The organism is Desulfobulbus elongatus DSM 2908 (assembly GCF_000621145.1).
Lineage (GTDB): Bacteria > Desulfobacterota > Desulfobulbia > Desulfobulbales > Desulfobulbaceae > Desulfobulbus > Desulfobulbus elongatus.
In genome coordinates, this window is sequence record NZ_JHZB01000021.1 from 41,370 (window position 1) to 61,944 (window position 20,575).

Sequence of the window (20,575 nt, forward strand, 5' to 3'; positions counted from 1 at the left end):
ACAGAAGGAAAGTGGACGCAACGAAGCGGAAGGACTCAGCTTCTCTTGTCGGAATCGTCGAACAGGCCGGGCTGCTGCAGGGTGCCGGCGCGGACCGGCAGGCCGAAATGCTCGTAGGCGGCCACAGTGGCCATGCGGCCTCGGGGGGTCCGGATCAGAAAACCGGACTGGATGAGAAAGGGCTCATACACGTCTTCGAGGGTGTTCTTTTCCTCGCACACCGCAGTTGACAAGGTTTCCAGCCCGATGGGGCCGCCCTGGAATTTTTCCATCAGGGTCAGGAGAATCCGCCGATCCATCTCGTCGAGACCGAGCGGGTCGACGTTGAGCAGGGTCAGGGCCTCGTCGGCCACCTTGCGGGAGATGACCGCGTGGCCGCCCACTTCGGAAAAATCGCGGACCCGCCGCAACAGCCGGTTGGCGATGCGGGGCGTGCCCCGCGAACGCCGGCCCAGCTCCATGGCGCCTTCGGCGTCGATGCCGATGTTGAACACCCTGGCCGTCCGCTGGATGATGGTCACCAGCTGTTCGGGGCTGTAATAGTCGAGCCGGAGGACCACGCCGAACCGGTCCCGCAGCGGCGGGGTCAGCAGGCCGGTGCGGGTGGTGGCGCCCACCAGGGTAAACCGGGGCAGATCCATCTTCACCGACCGGGCGCCGGGCCCTTGGCCGATCACCAGGTCGAGCTGGAAATCCTCCATGGCCGGATAGAGGATCTCTTCGACCACATGGTTGAGCCGGTGGATTTCGTCGATGAAGAGCACGTCGCCGGCCTGGAGGCTGGTGAGGATGGCCGCCAGATCGCCGGGCCGCTCGATGACCGGGCCGGAGGTCACCTTGATCCCGGCGCCCATTTCGTTGGCGATGATGTAGGCGAGCGTGGTCTTGCCCAAGCCGGGGAAACCGTGGAACAACACATGGTCCAGCGGTTCGCCCCGCTGCCGGGCCGCCTGGATGAAGACCCGCAGGCTCTGCTTGACCTGGTCCTGGCCGATATACTCGTCCAGGCTGCGCGGCCGGATCTCGACACCCGTTTGCAGGTCCTCGGCCAGCGGTCCGCCGGCGACGAGCCGTTTGCCGGTCAGCTGTTCCTCGTGTTTCATCGCCCTCTCCTGCCCCGCCGCCGGCCCTTACCGCGCCGCCAGGGAGCGCAGGGCCTGGCGGAGCAGTTCCTCGACCGCAAGCGGCGCCGATCCTTCGGCAAGCTGCTGCTCGACCGCGCGCAGCGCCTGCCAGGCCGTGGCCTGGGAATAGCCGAGGTTGATCAGGGCCGATACCGCATCGGCCATGGCGTCGGCTTCGCCGGCCGGAATCGATGTTGCCCTCGGTCCGCCCTCGTCCGCAGAAAATCCGCCGAGCCCGCCGACCTTCTCCGCCAATTCGACGCAGATCCGCTGCGCCGTCTTCTTGCCGATGCCGGGCAGGGCGGTCAGCCGCACCACGTCCTTGCCGGTGATCGCCCGGCACAACTCGTCGACCCCGATCCCCGAAAGCACGGTCAGGGCCAGGCGCGGGCCGATGCCGGCAACCGCGATCAGGAGCAGGAAAAGCTCCTTCTCCTCCTTTGCGTGGAATCCGAACAGGTGGATGGCGTCCTCGCGCACCACCGTCTGCACATGGAGAAAACAGGCATGGCCGGTTTCGGGCAGGGCATCGTAGGTCCGGCCGGAGATGAAGGCCTCATACCCCACCCCGCCGACATCGACAATGACGGCGTTCGGACTTTTGACGAGAACCAATCCACTGAGCGAGGCAATCATCGGCGGCAGCTAAGGGGGAGCATGGTTGGCAGAAACGGTTGATGCGGTTCAGAGTCGAAAGGCGGGAGCGCGGTGCACGGCCAGGTGGTGCGCATGGCAGATGGCCACGGCCAGGGCGTCGGCGGCGTCCTTGGACGGCACCGCGTCCAGCCCCAGCAGGGTGCGGACCATCTGCTGCACCTGGCTCTTTTCGGCCTGGCCGTACCCGGCCACCGACTGCTTCACCACGCGGGCGGGATAATCGTGGACCGCGAGCCCGTTGTGCAGGGCCGCCACCACGGCCGCGCCCCGCGCCTGGCCGAGCTTGAGGGCCGAGCGCGGATTGCGGTCGACGAACATGTCCTCGACCGCCGCCACCTCCGGCCTATGGGCGCCGATCACCTCGCACAGGTCCTGAAAAATGGTCAGCAGCCGCCGGGAGAAATCGCTTTCCCGAGCGGTGCGGATGGTGCCGCAGGCGATAAAGCCAAGGTCATGGCCACGGACGGCGATCACTCCGTATCCGGTGATCCGCGAGCCGGGATCGATGCCTAGGATGCGCATCCTCGGACGCGTCAGCCGTTCCTTACGACAACTGCTCCATCAGCTCGTCGGCGATGTCGAAGTTGGCGTGCACCTTTTGGACGTCGTCGTGATCCTCGAGATTCTCGAGCAGGCGCAAAAGCGATTTGGCCGTCTTCTCGTCGGTGACCTCGATGCTGTTCTTGGGCACCATGGAGAGGCCGGCATCGGAAAATGCGATCCCGCTCTTTTCCAACTGCTCCACCACATCGTTAAAGGCTTCGGGCGCGGTAACGATCTGGTAGCTGTCCTCCTCCTCGACCACGTCCTCGGCGCCGGCTTCCAGGGCCAGGTCCATCAGTTCGTCCTCGGCCACGCACCCCTTGGCCACCGACAGGGTCCCCTTCTTGTCGAACATCCAGGCCACGCAGCCGAATTCGCCGAGGTTGCCGCCGCTTTTGGCGAAATAGTGCCGAACATCGGCCACGGTCCGGTTCTTGTTGTCGGTCATGGCCTCTACTAGGACCGCCACCCCGCCGGGGCCGTAGCCCTCATACATGATTTCCTCGTAGATCGCGCCGCCCAGATCGCCGGTCCCCTTCTTGATGGCCCGGTCAATATTCTCCTTGGGCATGTTCTCGCCCTTGGCCGCGACAACGGCGCTCCGCAGGCGCGGATTGCCTTCCGGATCGCCGCCGCCCATCCGGGCGGCGATGGTGATCTCCTTGATCAGTTTGGTAAAAATCTTGCCGCGCTTGGCGTCATTGGCCCCTTTCTTGCGCTTGATCGTGCTCCATTTCGAATGTCCCGACACGGTCCGACTCCTTTCTTCTCATCGAGTTGCTGAACAATTCATCCCGTCCGGCGGAACCCCCGGCCCAGCACAAAGACCTCCCGGCTCTCCAGGCGTGAACTTTTGGGCTTCACCACCTTGACGGTCGCAAACAGCGGTTTGCATTCCTTGAGGAATTCGGGAAAGTCCTCGCCCTGAAAGACCTTGCAGTACAAGGTGCCGTTTTCATGCAGAAACAGAGCGGCCAGTTCGAGCACGCGCCGCGCCAGGCGGAGCGACTGCTGATGATCGGCATACTGACTGCCGGTGGTGCGGGGCGCCATGTCGCTCAGAACCACATGGAAACCCGGCCAGTGCTGCCGCAGGTGCTCGACGAACTCCCGAGAGGTGACATCATAACAGAGCCAGTGGATTTCGGCATGGGGTTTTTGCACCGCGATATCGGTACGCTGGAGATCGGCCGCCACCACCAGCCCGCCCTCGCCGACGATGCCGGCGGCATACAGGCTCCAGCTGCCGGGATGGCAGCCGAGGTCGAGCACCCGCTGGCCGGGCTTGAGGAACCTGTATTTCTGCTGCGCCTCCTCGAGCTTGTAGACCGACCGCGCCGGATAGTTGTCCTGCTTCGCCTTCTTGAAGTAATAATCCTGAATTTTTCGCATGGTCGCTACCTCGGCGGGTTTGCGGCGGCACGCTCCTGCGCCGCCATTGTGGTCGCCAGCCGCAGGGCGCCCTCGGCATCATGCACCTCGCCGGTCATGCGCGCCTCCTCGACGGCGGCGAGAATCCGCTTGAACAGCGGCCCCGGCGGCAGATGCAGATGGTCGATCAGGTCCCTGCCGGTCAGAAGCGGCGGGGCGGATCGTACCGGCACCACACGTTCGGCGCGCACCTGCGCCAGATGCCGGTACAGTCCGGCCAGTTCCCCTTCCATATTCTCGACCCGCGCCACGCCCCGGCCAGCCAGACTGTCCGCCATGGCGAGCAGGAAGAGCCCCTCCAGGTCGTCGCCGGCGGCCCGGAGCATCCGGATGGCGGCCCGCAGGGTCAGCCGGCCGGTCCGCGCGACATTGGCGAGATGAAAAGGACGCATGTGTCCTTCGATCAGCCGCCCCACCTGCTCGCGGGCCTCGTTGCTCCAGCGCAGCCGCAGGGCCAGCTCGGCGAACATTTGGGCACCGATCAGATCGTGGTTGTAGAAGGTGATGCGCCCTCCCTTGTCTTCGCGCACGCCCTGGGTGACCGGCTTGCCGAGGTCGTGGAGCAGGGCGGCCCATTGCAGCCGCAGCCGCCGCTCGGGGCCGCGCAGATACGCGGCCATCGCCTCGCCGGAGCCGGGAAAGAATGCGACCGGCGCGGCGAGAATCCGCTCCATCTGGCGCAGGGCTTCCAGGCTGTGCCCCCAGACGTCGAGGTGGTGGCTCTTGGGCTGGGCCATGCCGATGCCGGCGGCCAGTTCCGGGATGATCGCCCACAAAAGGGTGCTGGCGGCCATCGCCTCCACCATGGCTGGAGCGGCGGCCGTGGCCATGATCAGGTCCAGTTCGTGGGCGATCCGCTCGGGCGCGACTCTGGTGATCAAACCGGCTTGGCGGCCCGCCAGGGCCAGGGTTTCGGCCTCGACCGCAAAACCCAGGATGGCGGCGAACCGAAAAACCCGCAAGAGCCGCAGGGGATCGTCGCGGAAACTCTCGGCCCCGGCCGCCCGGACCAGGCCGCAGCGGAGATCGTCCCGGCCGCCGGTGGGATCGAGCACCGGCACCAGGGCCGTCTCGTCCGGCCGCGAATCGGTAAGGAGCGAATCGATCCGGCAGGCCAGGGCATTGACGGTCAGGTCGCGCCGGACCAGGTCGTCGACAATGGTCCGCGCTCCCTCGCGGAAGGAGGCGATATCAACGGTCACCCCTTGGCTGACCACCCGGGCGGCATCCTCCTGCCGGCCGAGGGGCACCAGGGCGCCGCCGGTGAGCGCGGCCAGCCGCTCGGCCCAGGTCCGGGCCCCAGCCGCCACGGTCAGGTCGATATCCGCCGGCTGCTGGTTCAGCAGCAGATCGCGCACCACGCCGCCGGCCAGATAGAGCTCGCCCCCCGACTCCGCCCGGATCGCGGCCAGCGCGCCCCGCAGCCAGTCCGGCAGCAGGGCCAGCACCTGCCGGACCCTGATATTTTCGGCAATCTCCATCATGTCAGATCCGCCAGGCAGCGAACTCGTCGTCCGCCAAGGGGGCAAAAACGCCCTGCTCGCCGCCGTCTCCCTTGTCGATCCACACCTCGGCCGCCGGGATTGCCCCCTGCTCCTTCCTCCCGAAACGGACCACCAAGCCGGCCAGTCGCCGGATGACGGCCTCCTGCCGCTCCGTGCCGGCGAGCGTGGTCCCGGCGTGGCGGAGCAGGCCGAGCGGGCCGGGCCGCGAGGTCATGTGCAGCAGCCAATCGTCCGGACCGCGCAGGGCCAGGAGGCGGTTGTTTTCCTGCTCGTTGCGGCCAAGGATGAACCAGGTGTCGTCGTCCAGCCTGAACTGGCGACCGGCGGTCAGCAGGCGGATGTCGTCCACGGCCCGCTGCCCGCCGAAGGAAAAGAGTCCCTGATAGAAATGTTTGATCCGGACGGCCAGGTTGGGATCGGTGAGCAGGCAGCCGCCGGCCGGCGTGGGATAATCGGTGATGCCGAGCCGGGCCGCCAATCGCTGCTGGTCCTTGCGGCCGCGGCCCGAAAAATTGTACAGCCGTTCCCGGTCCACCAGCCCCTGCCGTTCCGCCAGGATCGGCGGCAGCAGCTTGGCGCAGAGCGGCCGCAGCAGCAGGTCGGTGCAGCCGGAATCCCGCTCGATCACCCGCAGGGTGTCCCGCCGCTGGGACATCGGCCGCTGGCCCAGCACCTCGCCGGTGAGGAGAAAGGAGGCGCCGTAGGCGGCCATCAGTTCGCGCGCCCTGGTCAGCATCAGGATCTTGCAGTCGATGCAGGGGTTGAAGTGCTTGCCGAAGCCGTGAGCCGGGTGCTCCAGCAGGCGCAGATAGCCCTCGCTGATATCGATCACCTCGACCTCCAGTCCGTATTTTCGGCGCATGGCAGCGGCATATCCGCCCTTGTCCGCCAGGAGATCGTGATCGAAGAACGGGGTGACGAATTTGAGCGCCACCACCCGCACGCCCTGATCGGCCACCACTCGGCAGGCCAGGATCGAATCCAGGCCGCCGGAAAACAGGCCCAAGGCCACCCGCCCGCTCATGCCGCCTTTTTCCTGCCCTTGCGCTCGATCAGCTCGCCGGCGAAGGCCAGGGTCTGGGCAGTGGGATGGTCGCCGCCCAGCATGCGCGCCAGTTCGGCCACGCGTTCCTCGCGGCTCAAGGGGTTGATCACCGTCCGGGTCCGCCCTTCTTCGACCCGCTTTTCCACCCTGAAATGGAGATCGGCGCAGGCGGCAATCTGCGGCAGGTGGGTGATGCACAGCACCTGGTGATGGCCGGCCAGTTCGCTGATCTTTTCGGCCACCGCCTCGGCGGCCTGTCCGCCGATGCCGGCATCGACCTCGTCGAAGATGACCGTATCCACTTGGTCCCGCCGGGCCAGCAGGCACTTCATCGCCAGCATCAGCCGCGACAGCTCGCCGCCGGAGACGATCTTCACCAGCGGTTTCGGCGGCTCGCCGGGATTGGCGGAAAAGAAAAATTCGACCACGTCGCGGCCGGTGGGCTGCATGCCGATCATGTCCATGTCCTCCGGCTCGGTCATCGTCACCCGGAAAACCGCCTGGGGAAAGCTGAGCGTGGCCAACTCCCGTTCCATGCACCGTTCCAGCTTCCGCGCCGCCTCCTTCCGTCCCTGGCTCAGCTCGGTGGCCTTGAGCAGGGCCTCGGTGGCCACCTCCTCCACCCGCAGTTCGGCCCGGCCGATCTCCTCTTCCAGGCTCTCCATCTGGGCCAGGCTGGCTTCGGCCTGCTCGGCATGGGCGATCACCTCATCCAGGGTCGGGCCGTACTTGCGCTGGAGCCGCTTCAGGTCGGCCAGCCGCTCGGAAATGGCGTCGAGGCGGGAGGGGTCGGCAGGCAGGTGCTCCAGATATTTTTGCAGGCTTTCGGCCAGGTCTTCCAGCTCGTAGCCGGCGGAGGCGATCCGTTCCACCAGCGAACTCAGACCGCGGTCGAGTCCCGCGGCCTGCTCCATCTGCTTCCTGATCTCCACCAGATCGCCGCTGACCATGTCCGCCAACCGCCGGTTTGAGTTGCCGACCAGGCGTTGGAGCGCATCCGCGCTCTTGAGCTGTTCGCGCTCTTGGGCAAGGAGTTCGTCCTCGCCCGCCACGGGCTTGACCTTGCGGATCTCCTCCAGTTGGAAGCGGAGAAAATCGCGCTGCTGCTCCTTGTTCTGCTCTTTGTCCTGCAGCTGCCGCAACTCCGAGGATGCCCGCTGCCACCGCTGGAAGAGTTTGGCGAACTGCTGCCGCAGGCCGTGCAGTTCACCGAAGGTGTCGAGAAAGTCGAGATGATGGCGGCTGTTGAGCAGTTGCTGGTGGTCGTGCTGGCTGGCGATGTTGATCAGGCCCGAGGCCAGTTCCCCGGACAGGCGGCCGGTGACCGTCTGGTCGTTGACATAGCTCCGCGACCGGCCGTCCTTGCCCAGCACCCGGCGGACAATGCACATGGCCCCGTCCTTGAGGGCATGCTCGCCGAGCAGGGCATGCATCTCGGCATGGTCCGGACGGACGGTGAACACCGCCTCGATGCCGGCCTGGTCGCAGTCGCTGCGCACCCAGGAGGCCGCACCCCTGCTCCCGGTCAGCAGATTGATCGCCTGCAGGATGATGGACTTGCCGGCCCCGGTCTCGCCGGTGAGGACGATCAAGCCGGTTGCATGCGTTGACAGATCGAGATGCAGGGCATCGATCAGGGCGAGATTCTGAACTCGAAGTTCTTGTAACATGGCTTTTTTTTGCTTCTCACCGTGCCGCCGGCGGCGGCATTCCCCTTGACGCCCCGGCTTCAAGAAAGTATCGTCTCAATGATCCATGTAAAATCAACCAACCGGAGAGGACAGATGACGGATCTGCCACATCTTAGCGCCAGCCTGGAAGATTATATCGAAACCATCTACCACATCATCACCGAAAAGCAGGTGGCCCGGGGCAAGGACATCTCCGCCCGACTGTCCGTGAGCGGGGCTTCGGTAACCGAGGCCCTGCGGGCTCTGTCGAAGCGGGGCCTGATCAATTACGCCCCGTACGAAGTCATCACTCTGACCACGGAAGGCCGCAAGGTCGCCGAGGACGTCATCCGCCGCCACAACTCGCTCAAGCAGTTCTTCACCGACGTGCTCGCCATCGACGAGCCCCTCGCCGAGGAAGGCGCCTGCAAGATCGAGCACACCGCCCCGCCGGAGATCATCGCCCGCATGGTCGATTTCATCAAGTTCCTGGAGATCTGCCCCCGGGGCGGCAAGGATCTGATCGCCGGATTCGCCAACTTCTGCCAGCAGGGGCAAACCGCCGACGCCTGCGCCACCTGTATTTCCAACTGCATGGAGATCCAGGCGGGCAAGCGGATCGGCTGAACGGCCGGAGCTCATCGGACGGCTGCCACGGCCTTCCCTCCCGCGCCGTTATCTTAGCATACCCTTCAACCGGTGCAAGGGATACCTCCGCTCCCGAAAAGTGAACAACGACAATGCCTGTCTATGAATTCATCGCCCTGACCAATGCGGGAAAAAAGCTCAAGGGCGTCATCGACGCCGATTCCCTGGCCGCGGCCAGGCAGAAGATCCGCGGCCAGGGGCACTATCCGGTGGAATGCAGGGAAACCTCGGCCAAATCCGCCGCCGGCGCCGCCTCGCTTTTTTCGCGGCAACTGCATCTGGGCCAGCCCATCAGGCAGCAGGAGGTCCATATCGCCACCCGGCAACTGGCCACCCTGCTCGGCGCCGGCATTCCCCTGGTCCCGGCCCTCAACGGCCTGATCGAGCAGACCGGCAACCGTGTGTTCAAAACCGTGCTCGCCCAGATCAAGGAGGCGGTCAACGAGGGCAACTCCCTCACCACCGCCCTCGCCGACCATCCCCGGCTGTTTTCCAAGATCTACATCAACATGGTGCGGGCCGGCGAGGCCTCGGGTTCCCTGGACGTAGTGCTGGAGCGCCTAGCCGAGTTCGGCGAGAACCAGCACGCCATCCGCTCCCGCGTCAAGGCCGCCCTGCTCTACCCGCTGTTCATGGCCGTGGTCGGCGTGGTCGTGCTCTTCCTCCTGATCGCCTTCATCGTGCCCAGCATCACCTCGGTGTTCGAAGGCACCCAGCAGGCCCTGCCGACGCCGACCGTGGTGCTCATCGCCATCAGCGCCCTGCTCAAGCAATTCTGGTGGGCGGTGCTGATCGGCGTGGTGGCGGCGATAGCGGCCGGCCGCTGGTTCATCTCCACCCCTGCCGGCCGGCGGCGCTGGGACCGGCTCAAGCTGACCGCACCGGGGGTGCGCGACCTCAGCATCAAGACCGCCTCGGCCCGCTTCAGCAGGACCCTGGCCAGCCTCCTCCAATCCGGCGTCTCCCTGGTCACCTCCCTGCAGATCGTCAAGAACATCGTCGACAACGTGCTCTTGGCCGACCTGATCAACGCGGCCTGCGGCGAACTGGAGAAGGGCTCCAGCCTGTCCCAGTTTTTCAGGGGCAACGAATGGTTTCCGCCGATGCTCGTGCAGATGATGGCGGTGGGGGAACAGAGCGGCGCCCTGGACAAGATGCTCGCCAAGGCCGCGGACGCCTACGAGAAGGAGGTGGAGGCCAAAATCCTGGCCCTGACCTCGATGATCGAGCCGGTGATGATCCTGGTCATGGGCGTGGTGGTCAGCTTCATCGTGGTCTCGATTCTGCTGCCCATCTTCGAGATGAACCAACTGATCAGGTAACCCGGAAAACCTCCTCCAGGGTGGTCTGCCCGGACAGGACCTTGCGCAAGCCGTCCTGCCGCAGCGTCATCATGCCCGTTTCCCGCGAAGCCAGCGCCTGCTCCTTGATCTGGCCGGCATCCGAGGTGGTGAGGATCAGGCCCTTCATCGCCGGCGTCAGGCTCATCAGCTCGAAAATCCCGATCCTACCCTTGTAGCCCGTCTGCAGACACTGGGCGCAGCCGGCGCCCCGGTACAGTTCCCGGCCGGCGAACTCGGCCGGCGACAATCCCACCTTTTCCAGAAAGGTGTCGGTCGGCACGTAGGCCTCCCGGCAATACGGGCAGATTTTCCGCACCAGCCGCTGGGCGAGGATGGCGTTGACCGCCGAGGAGACCAGGAAGGGTTCCACCCCCATGTCGATCAGCCTGGTGATGGCGCTGGCCGCGTCGTTGGTGTGCAGGGTGGAGAAGACCAGGTGGCCGGTGAGGGCGGCCTGGATGGCGATTTCGGCGGTTTCCAGGTCGCGGATCTCGCCCACCAGGATGACGTCCGGGTCCTGGCGGACGATGGTGCGCAGGCCGTTGGCAAAGCTGAGCCCGATCTTGGGATTGACCTGCACCTGGCTGATCCCCTGCATCTGATACTCGATCGGGTCCTCGACCGTGATGATGTTGATGTCCGGGTTGTTGATGATGCCGAGCGCCGAATAAAGCGTGGTGGTCTTGCCGCTGCCGGTCGGGCCGGTCACCAGGATGATGCCGTGTGGCGCCCTGATCAGCTTGAGGAAATGGTCGAGGTCCTCCGCGGAGAAGCCCAGGTCCGTCAGCGGCACCAGGGAAGCCGACTTGTCGAGCAGGCGCATGACCACCCGCTCGCCGAACGAGGTCGGCAGGGTGGACACGCGGATATCGATGTTCTTGTCGGCGATGCGGATCTCGATGCGGCCGTCCTGGGGCAGCCGTTTCTCGGCGATGTCCATCTTGGCCATGATCTTGATCCGCGAAATCAGCTTGCCCTGGACGTGGCGGGGCGGCGAGTACATGTCGTAGAGGATGCCGTCCACCCGCTTGCGGATCTTGACCCGGTCCTTGTAGGACTCGATGTGCACGTCGCTGGCGCTGTCCCGCACCGCCTGGGACAGGACCAGGTTGACCAGCTTGATCACCGGGGCGTCGCTGGTGTCGTCGAGCAGGTCGGAGGTTTCCTCGATTTCCGACAGGATCGACTCCGGGTTGTCCTCGTCCATGTCCTGCATGACCTGGTCGGCGACCTCCTGCCGGGTCATGTTGTAGGCCGCATGGATGGCCACGAACACCTCGTTCGGGGAGGTCAGCACCGTCTTGATGCCCTCCCATTGAATCCGGCGCTGCAGGTCGTCCAATTGCTGAAAATAAAAGGGTTCGGCCACGGCGATGTAGGACTCGGCCGGGGTCGCGACGGGCACCATCTTGAATTTCTTCAAAAAGCCGATGGGCACATGGGAAACGAAGAAGGGCGCGAAATCCGTGGGCAGGGTGTGGACCACCTCCAGGCCGCATTGCTGGCTGCGGGCGTTGAGGAGATCGCTTTCGCCGATCCTGCGGAGCTGGACCAGGATCTCCCCGATCCGGCCGCCCTTCTCCCGCTGCACGGCAAGGGCCGCCTCGATGCTCTCGGCGGAGACCCCGAAGGATTCCCGAAGGATTTCACCGAGCAGGCGCATGTCCCCTCCCCTCCCGTTCCGGGAAAAACCGCACCGCAGCCGCAAGCGCGTCCATGCCGCCTCGCCGTCCCGGCCCGCTCATTTCCTGAGCTGCACCCGTTGCAGCCCCGCCTGCGCCGCCCCCCGCAGCGGATCCTCGGCCGCCGGGCCGCCGCTCTCCGCTCCCGTCCGGGGGGGCGGGAGGGCCAGGATCTTCCGGTAGAGGGATTCCGCCTCCCGCCATTTGCCCTCCTGTTCGCAGACCGCGGCCAGGTTGATCAGGGCGGCGCCGTTGCTAGGATCAATCTTCAGCGCCTGATTGAAATACTCCCGCGCCCGGTGCAGATCGTTCTGCTGGAGCTTGGCGAAGCCGATGTCCGCCAGGGCCACGCTGTGGGCGGGATTGGCCACCGGATGAAAGAACTGGTCGGCGGGATCGCCCGGAATCCTGTGTACTTCTTCCATCGTGTCCCGCTTCTTCTGGTACAGGTCGGCGAGTTCGGCCGGGTTCTCGACGATGCGGGGGGTGATGAAGATGTAGAGATTGGTCTTTTCCTCCTTGTTGCCGTGCGACTTGAACAGCCAGCCGAACAAGGGGATGTCACCGAGCAGCGGTACCTTGTATTCGCCGGTGGTGCTGTCCTGGCCGATCATGCCGCCGATCACCACGGTCTGCTCGTTGTGCACCACCACGGTGGTCTCCGCGGTCCGGTTGAAGGTGGAGGGGGTGTTGTTGTTCGAATCCTTGAGCTTGATCACCTCCACCCCGATCTCCAGCCGCATCACCTCGGCCTGGTTGACTTGGGGCGTGATGGTCAGACTGGTGGCCACATCCTTGTATTCGTAGTTGGTGTAGTCCTGCTGGGTGCCCGAGGTGGTATTCTTGCTGGTGATATAGGGCACGTTCTCGCCGACCTTGATGGTGGCCTTTTTGTTGTCCGTGGTCAGGATCTGCGGCGTGGCGATGACGTTGACGTCGTCGTCGCTCTTGTAGGCGTTGACCACGGCGCCGAGATTCTCGAAGGTGACCCCGCCGATGTTGATCCCCTTGTCCAGCACGCCCAGGGTCACGCCGGCCGGCAGCGTGCCCGCTGCCAAGGAGTTGAGATTCGCATAGGAGTTGCTGCCGGTGCCACCGCTGAATCCGCCGACCACGGAACCGTCACCGCCGGCCCATTCGACCCCGATCCTGAAGTCCTTGGTGACCTTGACCTCCATGATCAGGGCCTCGAGATAGACCATCCGCCTGGGGATGTCGAGCTTCTTGACGATCTCCTCGATCGCCTCGTATTCCTCCTGGGGACCGGTGATGATGAGGGCGTTGGTCGCCGAATCGGCGACGATCTTCACCTCCTTGGAAATGGCCGCCCCACCCGGGACCGCCGCGCCTCCGCCCGTGCCGGTTCCTTTCTTCCCGGCCAGATCGTCGGGCAGGTTCATCAGCACCTTGACCAGTTCCTCCGCCTTGGCGTGCTGCAGGTAGATCAGCCGCATGCCCCCCTTCCTGGGCATGTCCTCATCCAGCTTGGCGACCAGGGCGCGGACCCGGTCCACGGCCGACTTGGAGGCCATCACGATCAGGACGTTGGTGCGCTCGAACGGAATCACCTTGACAATCTCGGGCCGCACCCCCTTCTGCGCCGGAGTGGCCGTGAACAGTTGGCCGACCGCCTTGGCCACGTTTTCCGCCGAGGTCCGCTGCAACGGGATGACCACCATTTCATTCGCGTCCGACGGCACGTCCACGGAACGGATGATCTCCAGCAGCCGGACGATGTTCGATTGATAGTCGGTCATGATCAGCATGCTCGAACTCGCATGGGCCATGAGCACGCTGTTTTTCGACACCAGCGGGGTGAGCAGGTTCTTCACCTCCTCGGCAGGGGCATATTTCAGCGCAACGATCTGGGTGACGATCCGGTCGTCCGTCGACAGCGACTCGCCGTCGCGCAGGGTGGCGATACTTTTCGTCCGCGCCGCGGCCGACGGGACGATCTTGATCACCGAACCGCTGGGCACGGTGGCGAAGCCATGCACTTCCAGCACGGATTCGAACACCCGCCAGGCGTCCTCCTCGGAGATCCGCGTGGGCGAGATGACGGTCACCTTGCCTTTGACATCGCGGTCGACCACGAAGTTTTTCTGGGTCAGTTCACTGATGTATTTGATGAACACATTGATATCGACATCGTTGAAATCGATGGTGACGAACCGTTGCCCGCCGCCGCTCCCCTGCGGCGCGGCCTGCGGACCGGCCGCACCGGGGCAGGGCGCGGAAAACGCCAGGGAAAGAAGAACCGCCACCAGGATGCCGACAGGCCAAGAGGACTTTCTCATAATCGTTCACGTAGCAGACGAGCGCCCGCGCACCGGCGCTCAGGCAAATTCATTGGTGCCCCCGACCCCTTGCCCGGACCGGCGGCCGCATCCTATTGCCCCTGGAGCGGCGCTTCCGGAGGCGTTTCCTTCTCCGTGCCCGCGGGCACGCCCTCGTCGGGCGCCGGGGGCTGGCCGTCGGGCGCCTCGGGTTGTGCCTCCTCGGGCACCGGCGGGGCCGGTTGTTCGGCCGCCGGCAGCGGAGCCGGGGTATTGCGGAAGCTGATGCGCCGCCGGGGTTGCGCTTCGGGCACCTTGTTCTCGATTGCCCCGGCGGGCGACTCAGGCGCCATCTCCGTTCTCCTGGCGTCGACCCGCGGCTCGGCCCCGCGCCCCTGATCGTCGCCGGCCGGGTCCTTGATGATCAGGACCTCCTCGCGGCCGCTGACCAACAGGACCACCTTGCCCCGGCTGATCCTGTTGATGCGCGCCCCCTGGATCTCGCTGCCGGTCCGGTACAGATCCTCCAGTTTCGTCTTTTCGTCGCGGATGATCGCCCTGGCGTCATCCGCGCTGCCGGTGACCGTGCCGAGCAGCGCCAGGTGCAGCGTGGTTTCCTCCAATCCCTCCTCTTCCATCTGGAAGAATGCCCCCCGACGGTCAGCCGAGGCCGACCCGGCCTGGAAAATATTCCTGGTCACGATGATGCCGTGGTCGGCGGCCGCCGGGGTCGGCTCCTCTCCCTTCCGGACCGGCGGCGCGCCGTTCTCCTGCTGTGCCGCGGGCGGAGGGCCCTGCCCCTGCAACCGCTCCTCCATCCGGCCGTACCAGAAGGTGACGCCTGCATACACCAGGAGAGCTATGACCGCCAGGCGGAGCGCAATGGATATCACGGCGTTATTCCAACTCCTTTTCCAGGGTCTGCACCAGCATGGCGAATTCCCCGTACCGGATGCCCGGGCTGGCCAGTTCGCCCGTTATGCCGAACGGCAGCGCCTTGTCCTTGAGTTGCAGGCGAAGCGCCTGCAGATGCACGGTATTGTCCAGCCCCTTGAAGAATTTGTCCGTGGGCTCGACCGTCCCGTGCACGTCGATCTGCCCCGGTCCCGGACCGGAGCGCAGGGTCGCCGTTCCCGAAAACCGGCCGTCGAACAGGTCGGACGCGATCGTCCCCTCGCTGAGTTCGAACCTCTGTCCCTGCCCGCGCACACGGGCCGTGACCCTGGCAAACGGCAGTTCCGGATGGCCGAGGATGGGGCGCTGCAACTCCAGCCGTCCGTCGGCCACGCCGAGCCGGGCCTCCAGGGACATCCCCCCGGACGGTGCCGCCGGCACAATGGCGGTGAAACTGCCGGAAACCGATCCCCGCACGGCACGTCCTAACTCACGGCTCAGCCAGGGGAGGTCCGCCAGACTGACGTCCCGGATGGTGCCGTCGATCCGGCCGCCGTCGTGCCCGCCGCCCCACCGCGCCACCCCGGTGACCGTTCCCCCGCCGACCCGCAGCCGGTAGCCGGCCTGTGCTGACCGGGACAGCACCGACGCCGGGAGATCCGGACGAATGGACAGCCGTTCCATCCGTACAAGCGGCAGCGCCTCATTCTTGCCCGCATACCCTTCGATGGCGCGGAAGGTCAAGTCCGCCGGCATCTCCAGGGCGACACCGTCCACCCGCCAATGCAGGTCCGGCCAGACCCGGCCGAGTTTCTCCTCAAGAAAACGGCGGACCGCATCCCGGGGAAAGAGCACCCACAGCAACAGCGCCAGCACGCCCGCGCCATACAGCCCGTACCCGAGAACGCGTCCCAGCCGTTGCCCGGCGGTGGTGCCCATGTCCCGTTCCCCGTGCCCTGTCAAGGAGATGCGGCGGTGGCCTGGTCGACGCTCACCATCAGCAGGGTGACGTCAAGCGTCCCCCCCTCCTTGGTGTTTTCCTGGATGGTGATCTTGTCGATACCCACCAACTGGCCGGGGGCCTCGACCTGTTCCAGGAAGGCGACCAGATGCCCCAAGCCGACGCCCTGGAGCTTCATCTCGACCTGACTCTGCCTGAACGGTCCCTGTTCCGTCGACTCGGACGGCTTCATGTAGGCGATCAGGTCCTTGACCTCGCTGGCGGCGGCCTTCTCCTCGAGAAAGGAGAAGAGACTGAATGCCGGGTCCCGCTGGGCGAGCACGGCGGTCAGCGAGCCCGCCTGCCGGCCGATTTGCCGATGGCGCTCCTGCAACAGCCGCATCTCGGCCACGGCCTTCTCCCGGCCAGCCAGTCGTTTGGTCAGCTTGGCCCGGCCGTCGACCAGCGGAAAGACGATGAATTGCAGGAGGACGAACAGCACCACCACGCCGCCGCCGAGGCCCACCGCCACCTTCTCGCGCTGATTCAGTTTCGGTTGCTTCATAGTCCCTGGAGTTGCAACTGGATCTCGAACCGGACGGCCCCCGTTTTCCTTTCCTTGTCCGCCGTGGCGGAGACGATCTGCACGGATTTGAATCGCGGCGAGGCGGCCAGGGTACTCTTAATGGTCTGCACGGCATTGAAGGTATCGGTCGTTCCCCGGAGCATGACCACATCCCGGTCGATGCTCAACCGGTTGACCCGCAGGGTGACGGTTTCGGGGATGCGGGCGGAGATGTCGGCCAGCAGGCCCAACACCCGCTGCTCGCCGTGCAGGAACAGGGCGGGCGAGGCCGGTCCCTGCGCGGATTGCAGCCGGGCCCGCATCTCGGCCATCGGGTCCTGCACTCGGGTCACCTCTGGGAAGGTCTCCTTGTACAGGGCGACCATCTGCCCGTACGTGGCCGCATCACGCTGTTGCAGCCGGCGGTAATCGTATCCCAGGAAACCGAGCAGGCCCAGCACCAGCACCGCGCCCGCCGCCACCGCCGCCAGCAGCTGCTTTCTGGAGGAAAACAGCGGCCGTTTCCTGGCGAACGCCTCCTTCCGGAAATTGATGCCCGTCCGCCGAAACCCCTGTAGGGCCAGGGCCAGGGCCCGATCACAGGCGTGTCCCCGCCATTGTCCCCGGACCTCCTCCGAACAGGCCAGCGCATTGGCGGCAAGAAGATCGATGCGTTCGACCGGCAGGCCCAGATCCGCCTCGACGGCGTCGGCAATGAACGTCCCCTGGGCCAGGGGGCCGGTGAGCACGATCCGTTCCGGCCGACCCTCTTCCCTGTACTCCATCCGGAAATAGTCCAGGCTCCGCTCGATCGACCGGCAGAGCAGACGGACGCACTCCGCGGCCGCTTCCGGGTCGACGATCTCGACCTGATCGTGCCCGCGTCGAAACGGCGGCCGGAGAATCATCTCCTCGGGATAGGCGAGCCGCCGGAACAGCGCCGGTTTGCCGTCCAGCACCAGTGCCAGGGAGCCGGCATAGAGATTGACGTGCACCACGAGAAAATTCGACCGGTTCTTGTCCTGCCTGGCCAGATGCACGGCCAGCGAGGCCATGGCGGGCGTGACCATGTCCGGATCGGCCACGCCTTGGAGGCCGTCGAGCAGGGCGCGCAGCCAGCTCTTTTCCAGGGAGAAGGCCACGACCGCCGTGCCGGCGCCGTTTTTCCCGGCTAGGGAAAAGTCGGTGATCAGAGTCTCGACCGGCACCAGCAGTTGCTCCTCCAGTTCAAAGGGGAGAACTTGGGCTATTTTCCCGGCATCCTGAAACGGCAGGGTCAGGTTGCGCACGCTGAGCAGCGAAAGCGGCAGGCCGCACACGCACACGCCTTCCCGCCAGTCAAGCTGCTCGCACAAAAGGCGGATCGTTTCGGCGGGCTCGGCACGGTCCGCCAGGGGCAGGGTGCCGCAACCGCGCATCTCCAGATGCCGCCCCCGCTGCGCGAGCACCACCCCGGTGATGTGGCTGTCGCCGATGTCGATGCCCAGCGCCTGCATGCCCATACTCCTCACGAAAACCGGCGGGACCGCCCCGTCGCCTTCATTCCGGTTTCCAGGACAGGAGCGTCTGCCGCCCGTCCTCGCCGCGGAACAGGATGCCCGTGCCCGTCCGGCTGAACTGGTGGAAGGCGGCGGTCACCCGTACCTCGAAATACTGCCCGGCCACGACCAGCAGGTCGTTGCTGAACTCGATCGCGGCGGGGAAGCCGCTGACCTCCCGGTACCAGCCGGGCTGAGCCAACAATTTGACATGCTGTCGATCTTCCCGGAAATCAATCAATTCCTGTGCCAATTTCGGCGTCATCTCCGGAGACAGGGCCTCGAGAACCGGCAGGGGCGCGGCGTTCAGGTTGACGGCGCCGTTGTCGCCCGCCACGGTGATGTAGTCGATCAGGCCCTCGTGTTCGGCATCGCCGAACAGAATCGCCCGTGTCATGCCTTTGACCAGCAGCAGTTCCTCCATCGTGGACAGGGGGCCGTTCCGGCAGGAATACGGAGGGGAGAGCCCCTGGTAGTACGCCGCCTCCGCTCCGCCGTGCCGCTCTTCGTCGTCCTCGTCGATCCAGTCGGCAAGGGCATCGAGCAGATCCTCGGCTTCATCGGCGCCGGCCACCGCAAAACGGCCGGACAAGAGGAACCGCAGCCAGATCTGGCGATATTCCTCCTTGGCGCCGCTGCCCAGGGCGTTGACCTGCAACCGGCCGCCCAGATCGCTCACCGCCACCCTGAGCGTCACCTCGCCGGTCAGGGAGGAGAGCCGGTCCGGGTCGAGGGTGCCCCAGGCATCGTGGGACGAGTCGAAGGTGTTTTCCTGCTGGTCCGCCGCCAGCGCCGCCCGCGCCAGGTTCAAGCCGGCCAGCACCATGCCGTCGAGGCGAACCTGCTCGCTCTGCACAGTCGCGACCGTGATCTGCCGGTCAACGGTGATCATCAGCCGAACGGTCACCGCCACCAGGAAGCTGATCGTCAACAGGGTCAGCACCAGGGCCAGGCCCGACTGCCTGTCCGCCTGACGGTCACCGCTCATCCCTGGGCTCCGCGGGGATCAATATCCTGGTGTCGAACGTCTGGGTGGTCTCCCGGTCCGGGTCGATCCAGAATTCCAGGGTACAGTGCACCGCGGCGGGCACGTCCCCCGCCTTTTCCTTGCCGCCGGTCGCCCCTCCCTGCCGCCAATCGTCGATCTCCTGACCGTCCCGGTCGTAATAGCGGAATTCCACCGAACGTAGCGAATCGGCCAGGAGAAACGCCGGTTCGGCGACGTCGCCGGCCGCCGCCTCGCCGGCGTCATCGGGTTCGGGCAGGACGAGGGTTTCCGAGCGCAACAGCTTCCAGGAGCGTTCGTCCTCCCCGTCCTCCTGCAGCAGGTACCGGATACGCGCCACCCCGGCCCGCTGTTTGTCCGGATTCAGGATCAGCCGGGCCTGGGAGGCGAAATCGAGGCTGTCGGCCCGCCGGTTGCGCACCGAATTGTTCTGCCCGGTAAAGGGGACTCCGCCGGTCGAAACCGCGGCGGCGAGGTCTTCGGTGATCCGGCGCATGGCCGTCTGGGCGAGGAAATAGACCTCCTCCTCCTTTTCGGTGGCCTCGACCACCCGGATGGTGCTGGTCAGCGCCAGGCCCAGCATGGCCATGACCACGCCGAGCACGGTGATCGCCAACAGCAGCTCCAGCAGAGTAAAGCCCCGATGCCCCATCGTCACCGCGCCGTCTCCGCCCCGGTTTCCCGGTTCCCGCCCGCTTCGGCTTTCCCGCTTCCGGCCGTTTCGGCTTCCCGGTCCGTGTCCGTCTTGTTTTTTTGGTTCTTGTAGACGATGGTCCGCGCAGTATAGGTCCGGGTCGGGTCGCCGTCCACCAGCACCGTCACATCGACGGTCTTCAGCATATCGCCGCTTCCCTTGATGCCGCTCTCGCTTTCGCCCACCTCCTCCACCTCCGACTTCCAGGAAAAGTGGGGATAGGCGTCGCCGAAATCGCCGCTGCTTCCGGTCAGTTGCCCGAAATCCTCGAGACTCAACTCGGTCAGCTTCCATTGCGCCAGCATGGAGGCCACGGCATCGAACCGCGCGCCGGTGGCGATGGCCACGCTGTGCGCCTGGGCGCCGATCAGGGTGACCAGGGCGATGGCGATCAGCGCCACGGCGATCATCACCTCCAGCAGGGTGAACCCCGACGCACAACGACCCCGTGCCGCCAACGGTCTATTGAAACAAGGCTTCCGTCTCGGGAAGGACATAGCCGTCCACAACCTTCACTTTGCCGAGGAACGGCGTCAGGATCACGGACATCTCCTGGCCGTCCTCCTCGCGGAGATGGATGACCGTCGGCTCGACATAGCCGTTTTTATTGAAACGGATGACCACGGCCTCCTCGTCGTGCAGACCGCCGTACCAGGACCACAGATCCCGGACCGTCACCGTGCCGGCGAGCGACAGCCGGTCCTCCCTGGGCGTGTCGGTCGCCCCCGCTCCGGCCCGCTCTTCCGGCCGGGCCACGAAGAGGCGCTCGCCGGGCCTGTAGGCCAGCACGTAGGGGAGCTGATGCCGCTGGGCCAACTGCGAGGAGCGGTGAATCAGCCCCACCAGTTTGCGGACCGTCACCTTCAACTGATCGGCATAAAAAAAATCGCCGATCCGGGGCATGGCGAACGAGGCGATCAGCGCCATCAGCGCCATCACCACGATCAACTCGATCAGGGTAAAGGCCCTGTCATTTGAAAAGCGGCAACGTGCGGCACCGACCGGAACGGGCAT

At 65.5% G+C, this 20,575-nt stretch carries 20 protein-coding genes; 2 read left to right on the plus strand and 18 right to left on the minus strand.

From position 1 onward, the window contains the following. Positions 1 to 35: 35 nt before the first annotated feature. The 8 genes from ruvB to recN are packed head-to-tail and all read right to left on the minus strand — an operon-like array spanning position 36 to position 7,975. Positions 36 to 1,103, minus strand: coding sequence for a Holliday junction branch migration DNA helicase RuvB (gene ruvB / locus Q362_RS0111460; protein WP_028318807.1), 1,068 nt, complete (start codon positions 1,101 to 1,103; stop codon positions 36 to 38). A 27-nt stretch (positions 1,104 to 1,130) separates the two neighbouring features. Continuing rightward, positions 1,131 to 1,760, minus strand: a complete 630-nt coding sequence (gene ruvA, locus Q362_RS0111465) for a Holliday junction branch migration protein RuvA (RefSeq protein WP_028318808.1) — start codon at positions 1,758 to 1,760, stop codon at positions 1,131 to 1,133. 48 nt (positions 1,761 to 1,808) lie between these two features. Beyond that, complete coding sequence (gene ruvC, locus Q362_RS0111470) at positions 1,809 to 2,303, minus strand: crossover junction endodeoxyribonuclease RuvC (RefSeq protein WP_028318809.1); 495 nt, start codon at positions 2,301 to 2,303, stop codon at positions 1,809 to 1,811. Between the two features lie 22 nt (positions 2,304 to 2,325). Next, positions 2,326 to 3,075, minus strand: coding sequence for a YebC/PmpR family DNA-binding transcriptional regulator (locus Q362_RS0111475; RefSeq protein ID WP_028318810.1), 750 nt, complete (start codon positions 3,073 to 3,075; stop codon positions 2,326 to 2,328). Positions 3,076 to 3,113: 38 nt separating this feature from the next. Next, positions 3,114 to 3,716: an SAM-dependent methyltransferase gene (locus Q362_RS0111480; protein ID WP_028318811.1), complete on the minus strand. Its 603-nt coding sequence runs from the start codon at positions 3,714 to 3,716 to the stop codon at positions 3,114 to 3,116. A 5-nt stretch (positions 3,717 to 3,721) separates the two neighbouring features. Further along, a complete protein-coding gene (locus Q362_RS20345) occupies positions 3,722 to 5,239 on the minus strand; it encodes a CCA tRNA nucleotidyltransferase (protein ID WP_051554184.1) in 1,518 nt (505 codons plus the stop codon). A gap of 1 nt (position 5,240) precedes the next feature. Further along, positions 5,241 to 6,284 (minus strand): thiamine biosynthesis protein, encoded by a 1,044-nt coding sequence (locus tag Q362_RS0111490; protein WP_028318812.1) that lies wholly within the window; start codon positions 6,282 to 6,284, stop codon positions 5,241 to 5,243. After that, entirely contained in the window at positions 6,281 to 7,975 is a 1,695-nt protein-coding gene (gene recN / locus Q362_RS0111495) for a DNA repair protein RecN (protein ID WP_028318813.1), read from the minus strand. The genes Q362_RS0111490 and recN overlap by 4 nt, the downstream gene beginning before the upstream one ends. Positions 7,976 to 8,089: 114 nt before the next feature. Between recN and Q362_RS0111500 the strand changes: the two genes are divergently transcribed. Further along, positions 8,090 to 8,602: a metal-dependent transcriptional regulator gene (locus Q362_RS0111500; RefSeq protein ID WP_028318814.1), complete on the plus strand. Its 513-nt coding sequence runs from the start codon at positions 8,090 to 8,092 to the stop codon at positions 8,600 to 8,602. A gap of 113 nt (positions 8,603 to 8,715) precedes the next feature. Next, positions 8,716 to 9,945 (plus strand): type II secretion system inner membrane protein GspF, encoded by a 1,230-nt coding sequence (gene gspF / locus Q362_RS0111505; protein WP_028318815.1) that lies wholly within the window; start codon positions 8,716 to 8,718, stop codon positions 9,943 to 9,945. Here gspF and gspE read toward each other — a convergent pair. From gspE to Q362_RS0111555, 10 genes are all read right to left on the minus strand, one after another. Beyond that, the gene (gene gspE, locus Q362_RS0111510; protein ID WP_028318816.1) at positions 9,938 to 11,629 is read right to left on the minus strand and encodes a type II secretion system ATPase GspE; all 1,692 of its coding nucleotides are present in this window, start codon (positions 11,627 to 11,629) and stop codon (positions 9,938 to 9,940) included. The two genes, gspF and gspE, sit on opposite strands and share 8 nt — an antisense overlap. 78 nt (positions 11,630 to 11,707) lie before the next feature. Continuing rightward, entirely contained in the window at positions 11,708 to 13,945 is a 2,238-nt protein-coding gene (gspD, locus tag Q362_RS20350) for a type II secretion system secretin GspD (RefSeq protein ID WP_051554186.1), read from the minus strand. A 92-nt stretch (positions 13,946 to 14,037) separates the two neighbouring features. After that, positions 14,038 to 14,817: a type II secretion system protein N gene (locus Q362_RS0111520; protein ID WP_028318817.1), complete on the minus strand. Its 780-nt coding sequence runs from the start codon at positions 14,815 to 14,817 to the stop codon at positions 14,038 to 14,040. Between the two features lie 4 nt (positions 14,818 to 14,821). After that, positions 14,822 to 15,757 (minus strand): type II secretion system protein GspN, encoded by a 936-nt coding sequence (gene gspN, locus Q362_RS0111525; RefSeq protein ID WP_028318818.1) that lies wholly within the window; start codon positions 15,755 to 15,757, stop codon positions 14,822 to 14,824. Positions 15,758 to 15,777: 20 nt separating this feature from the next. Beyond that, positions 15,778 to 16,323, minus strand: a complete 546-nt coding sequence (gene gspM, locus Q362_RS0111530) for a type II secretion system protein GspM (RefSeq protein WP_028318819.1) — start codon at positions 16,321 to 16,323, stop codon at positions 15,778 to 15,780. Further along, positions 16,320 to 17,819 (minus strand): type II secretion system protein GspL, encoded by a 1,500-nt coding sequence (gene gspL / locus Q362_RS0111535; RefSeq protein WP_028318820.1) that lies wholly within the window; start codon positions 17,817 to 17,819, stop codon positions 16,320 to 16,322. Before gspL ends, gspM begins: the two co-directional genes overlap by 4 nt. A gap of 43 nt (positions 17,820 to 17,862) precedes the next feature. Continuing rightward, a complete protein-coding gene (gene gspK / locus Q362_RS22285) occupies positions 17,863 to 18,849 on the minus strand; it encodes a type II secretion system minor pseudopilin GspK (protein WP_028318821.1) in 987 nt (328 codons plus the stop codon). Next, the gene (locus Q362_RS23590; protein ID WP_028318822.1) at positions 18,839 to 19,519 is read right to left on the minus strand and encodes a prepilin-type N-terminal cleavage/methylation domain-containing protein; all 681 of its coding nucleotides are present in this window, start codon (positions 19,517 to 19,519) and stop codon (positions 18,839 to 18,841) included. The genes gspK and Q362_RS23590 overlap by 11 nt, the downstream gene beginning before the upstream one ends. 2 nt (positions 19,520 to 19,521) lie before the next feature. Next, a complete protein-coding gene (locus tag Q362_RS0111550; RefSeq protein WP_084312623.1) occupies positions 19,522 to 20,058 on the minus strand; it encodes a type IV pilus modification PilV family protein in 537 nt (178 codons plus the stop codon). Beyond that, a complete protein-coding gene (locus Q362_RS0111555; RefSeq protein WP_028318824.1) occupies positions 20,024 to 20,575 on the minus strand; it encodes a pilus assembly FimT family protein in 552 nt (183 codons plus the stop codon). The genes Q362_RS0111550 and Q362_RS0111555 overlap by 35 nt, the downstream gene beginning before the upstream one ends.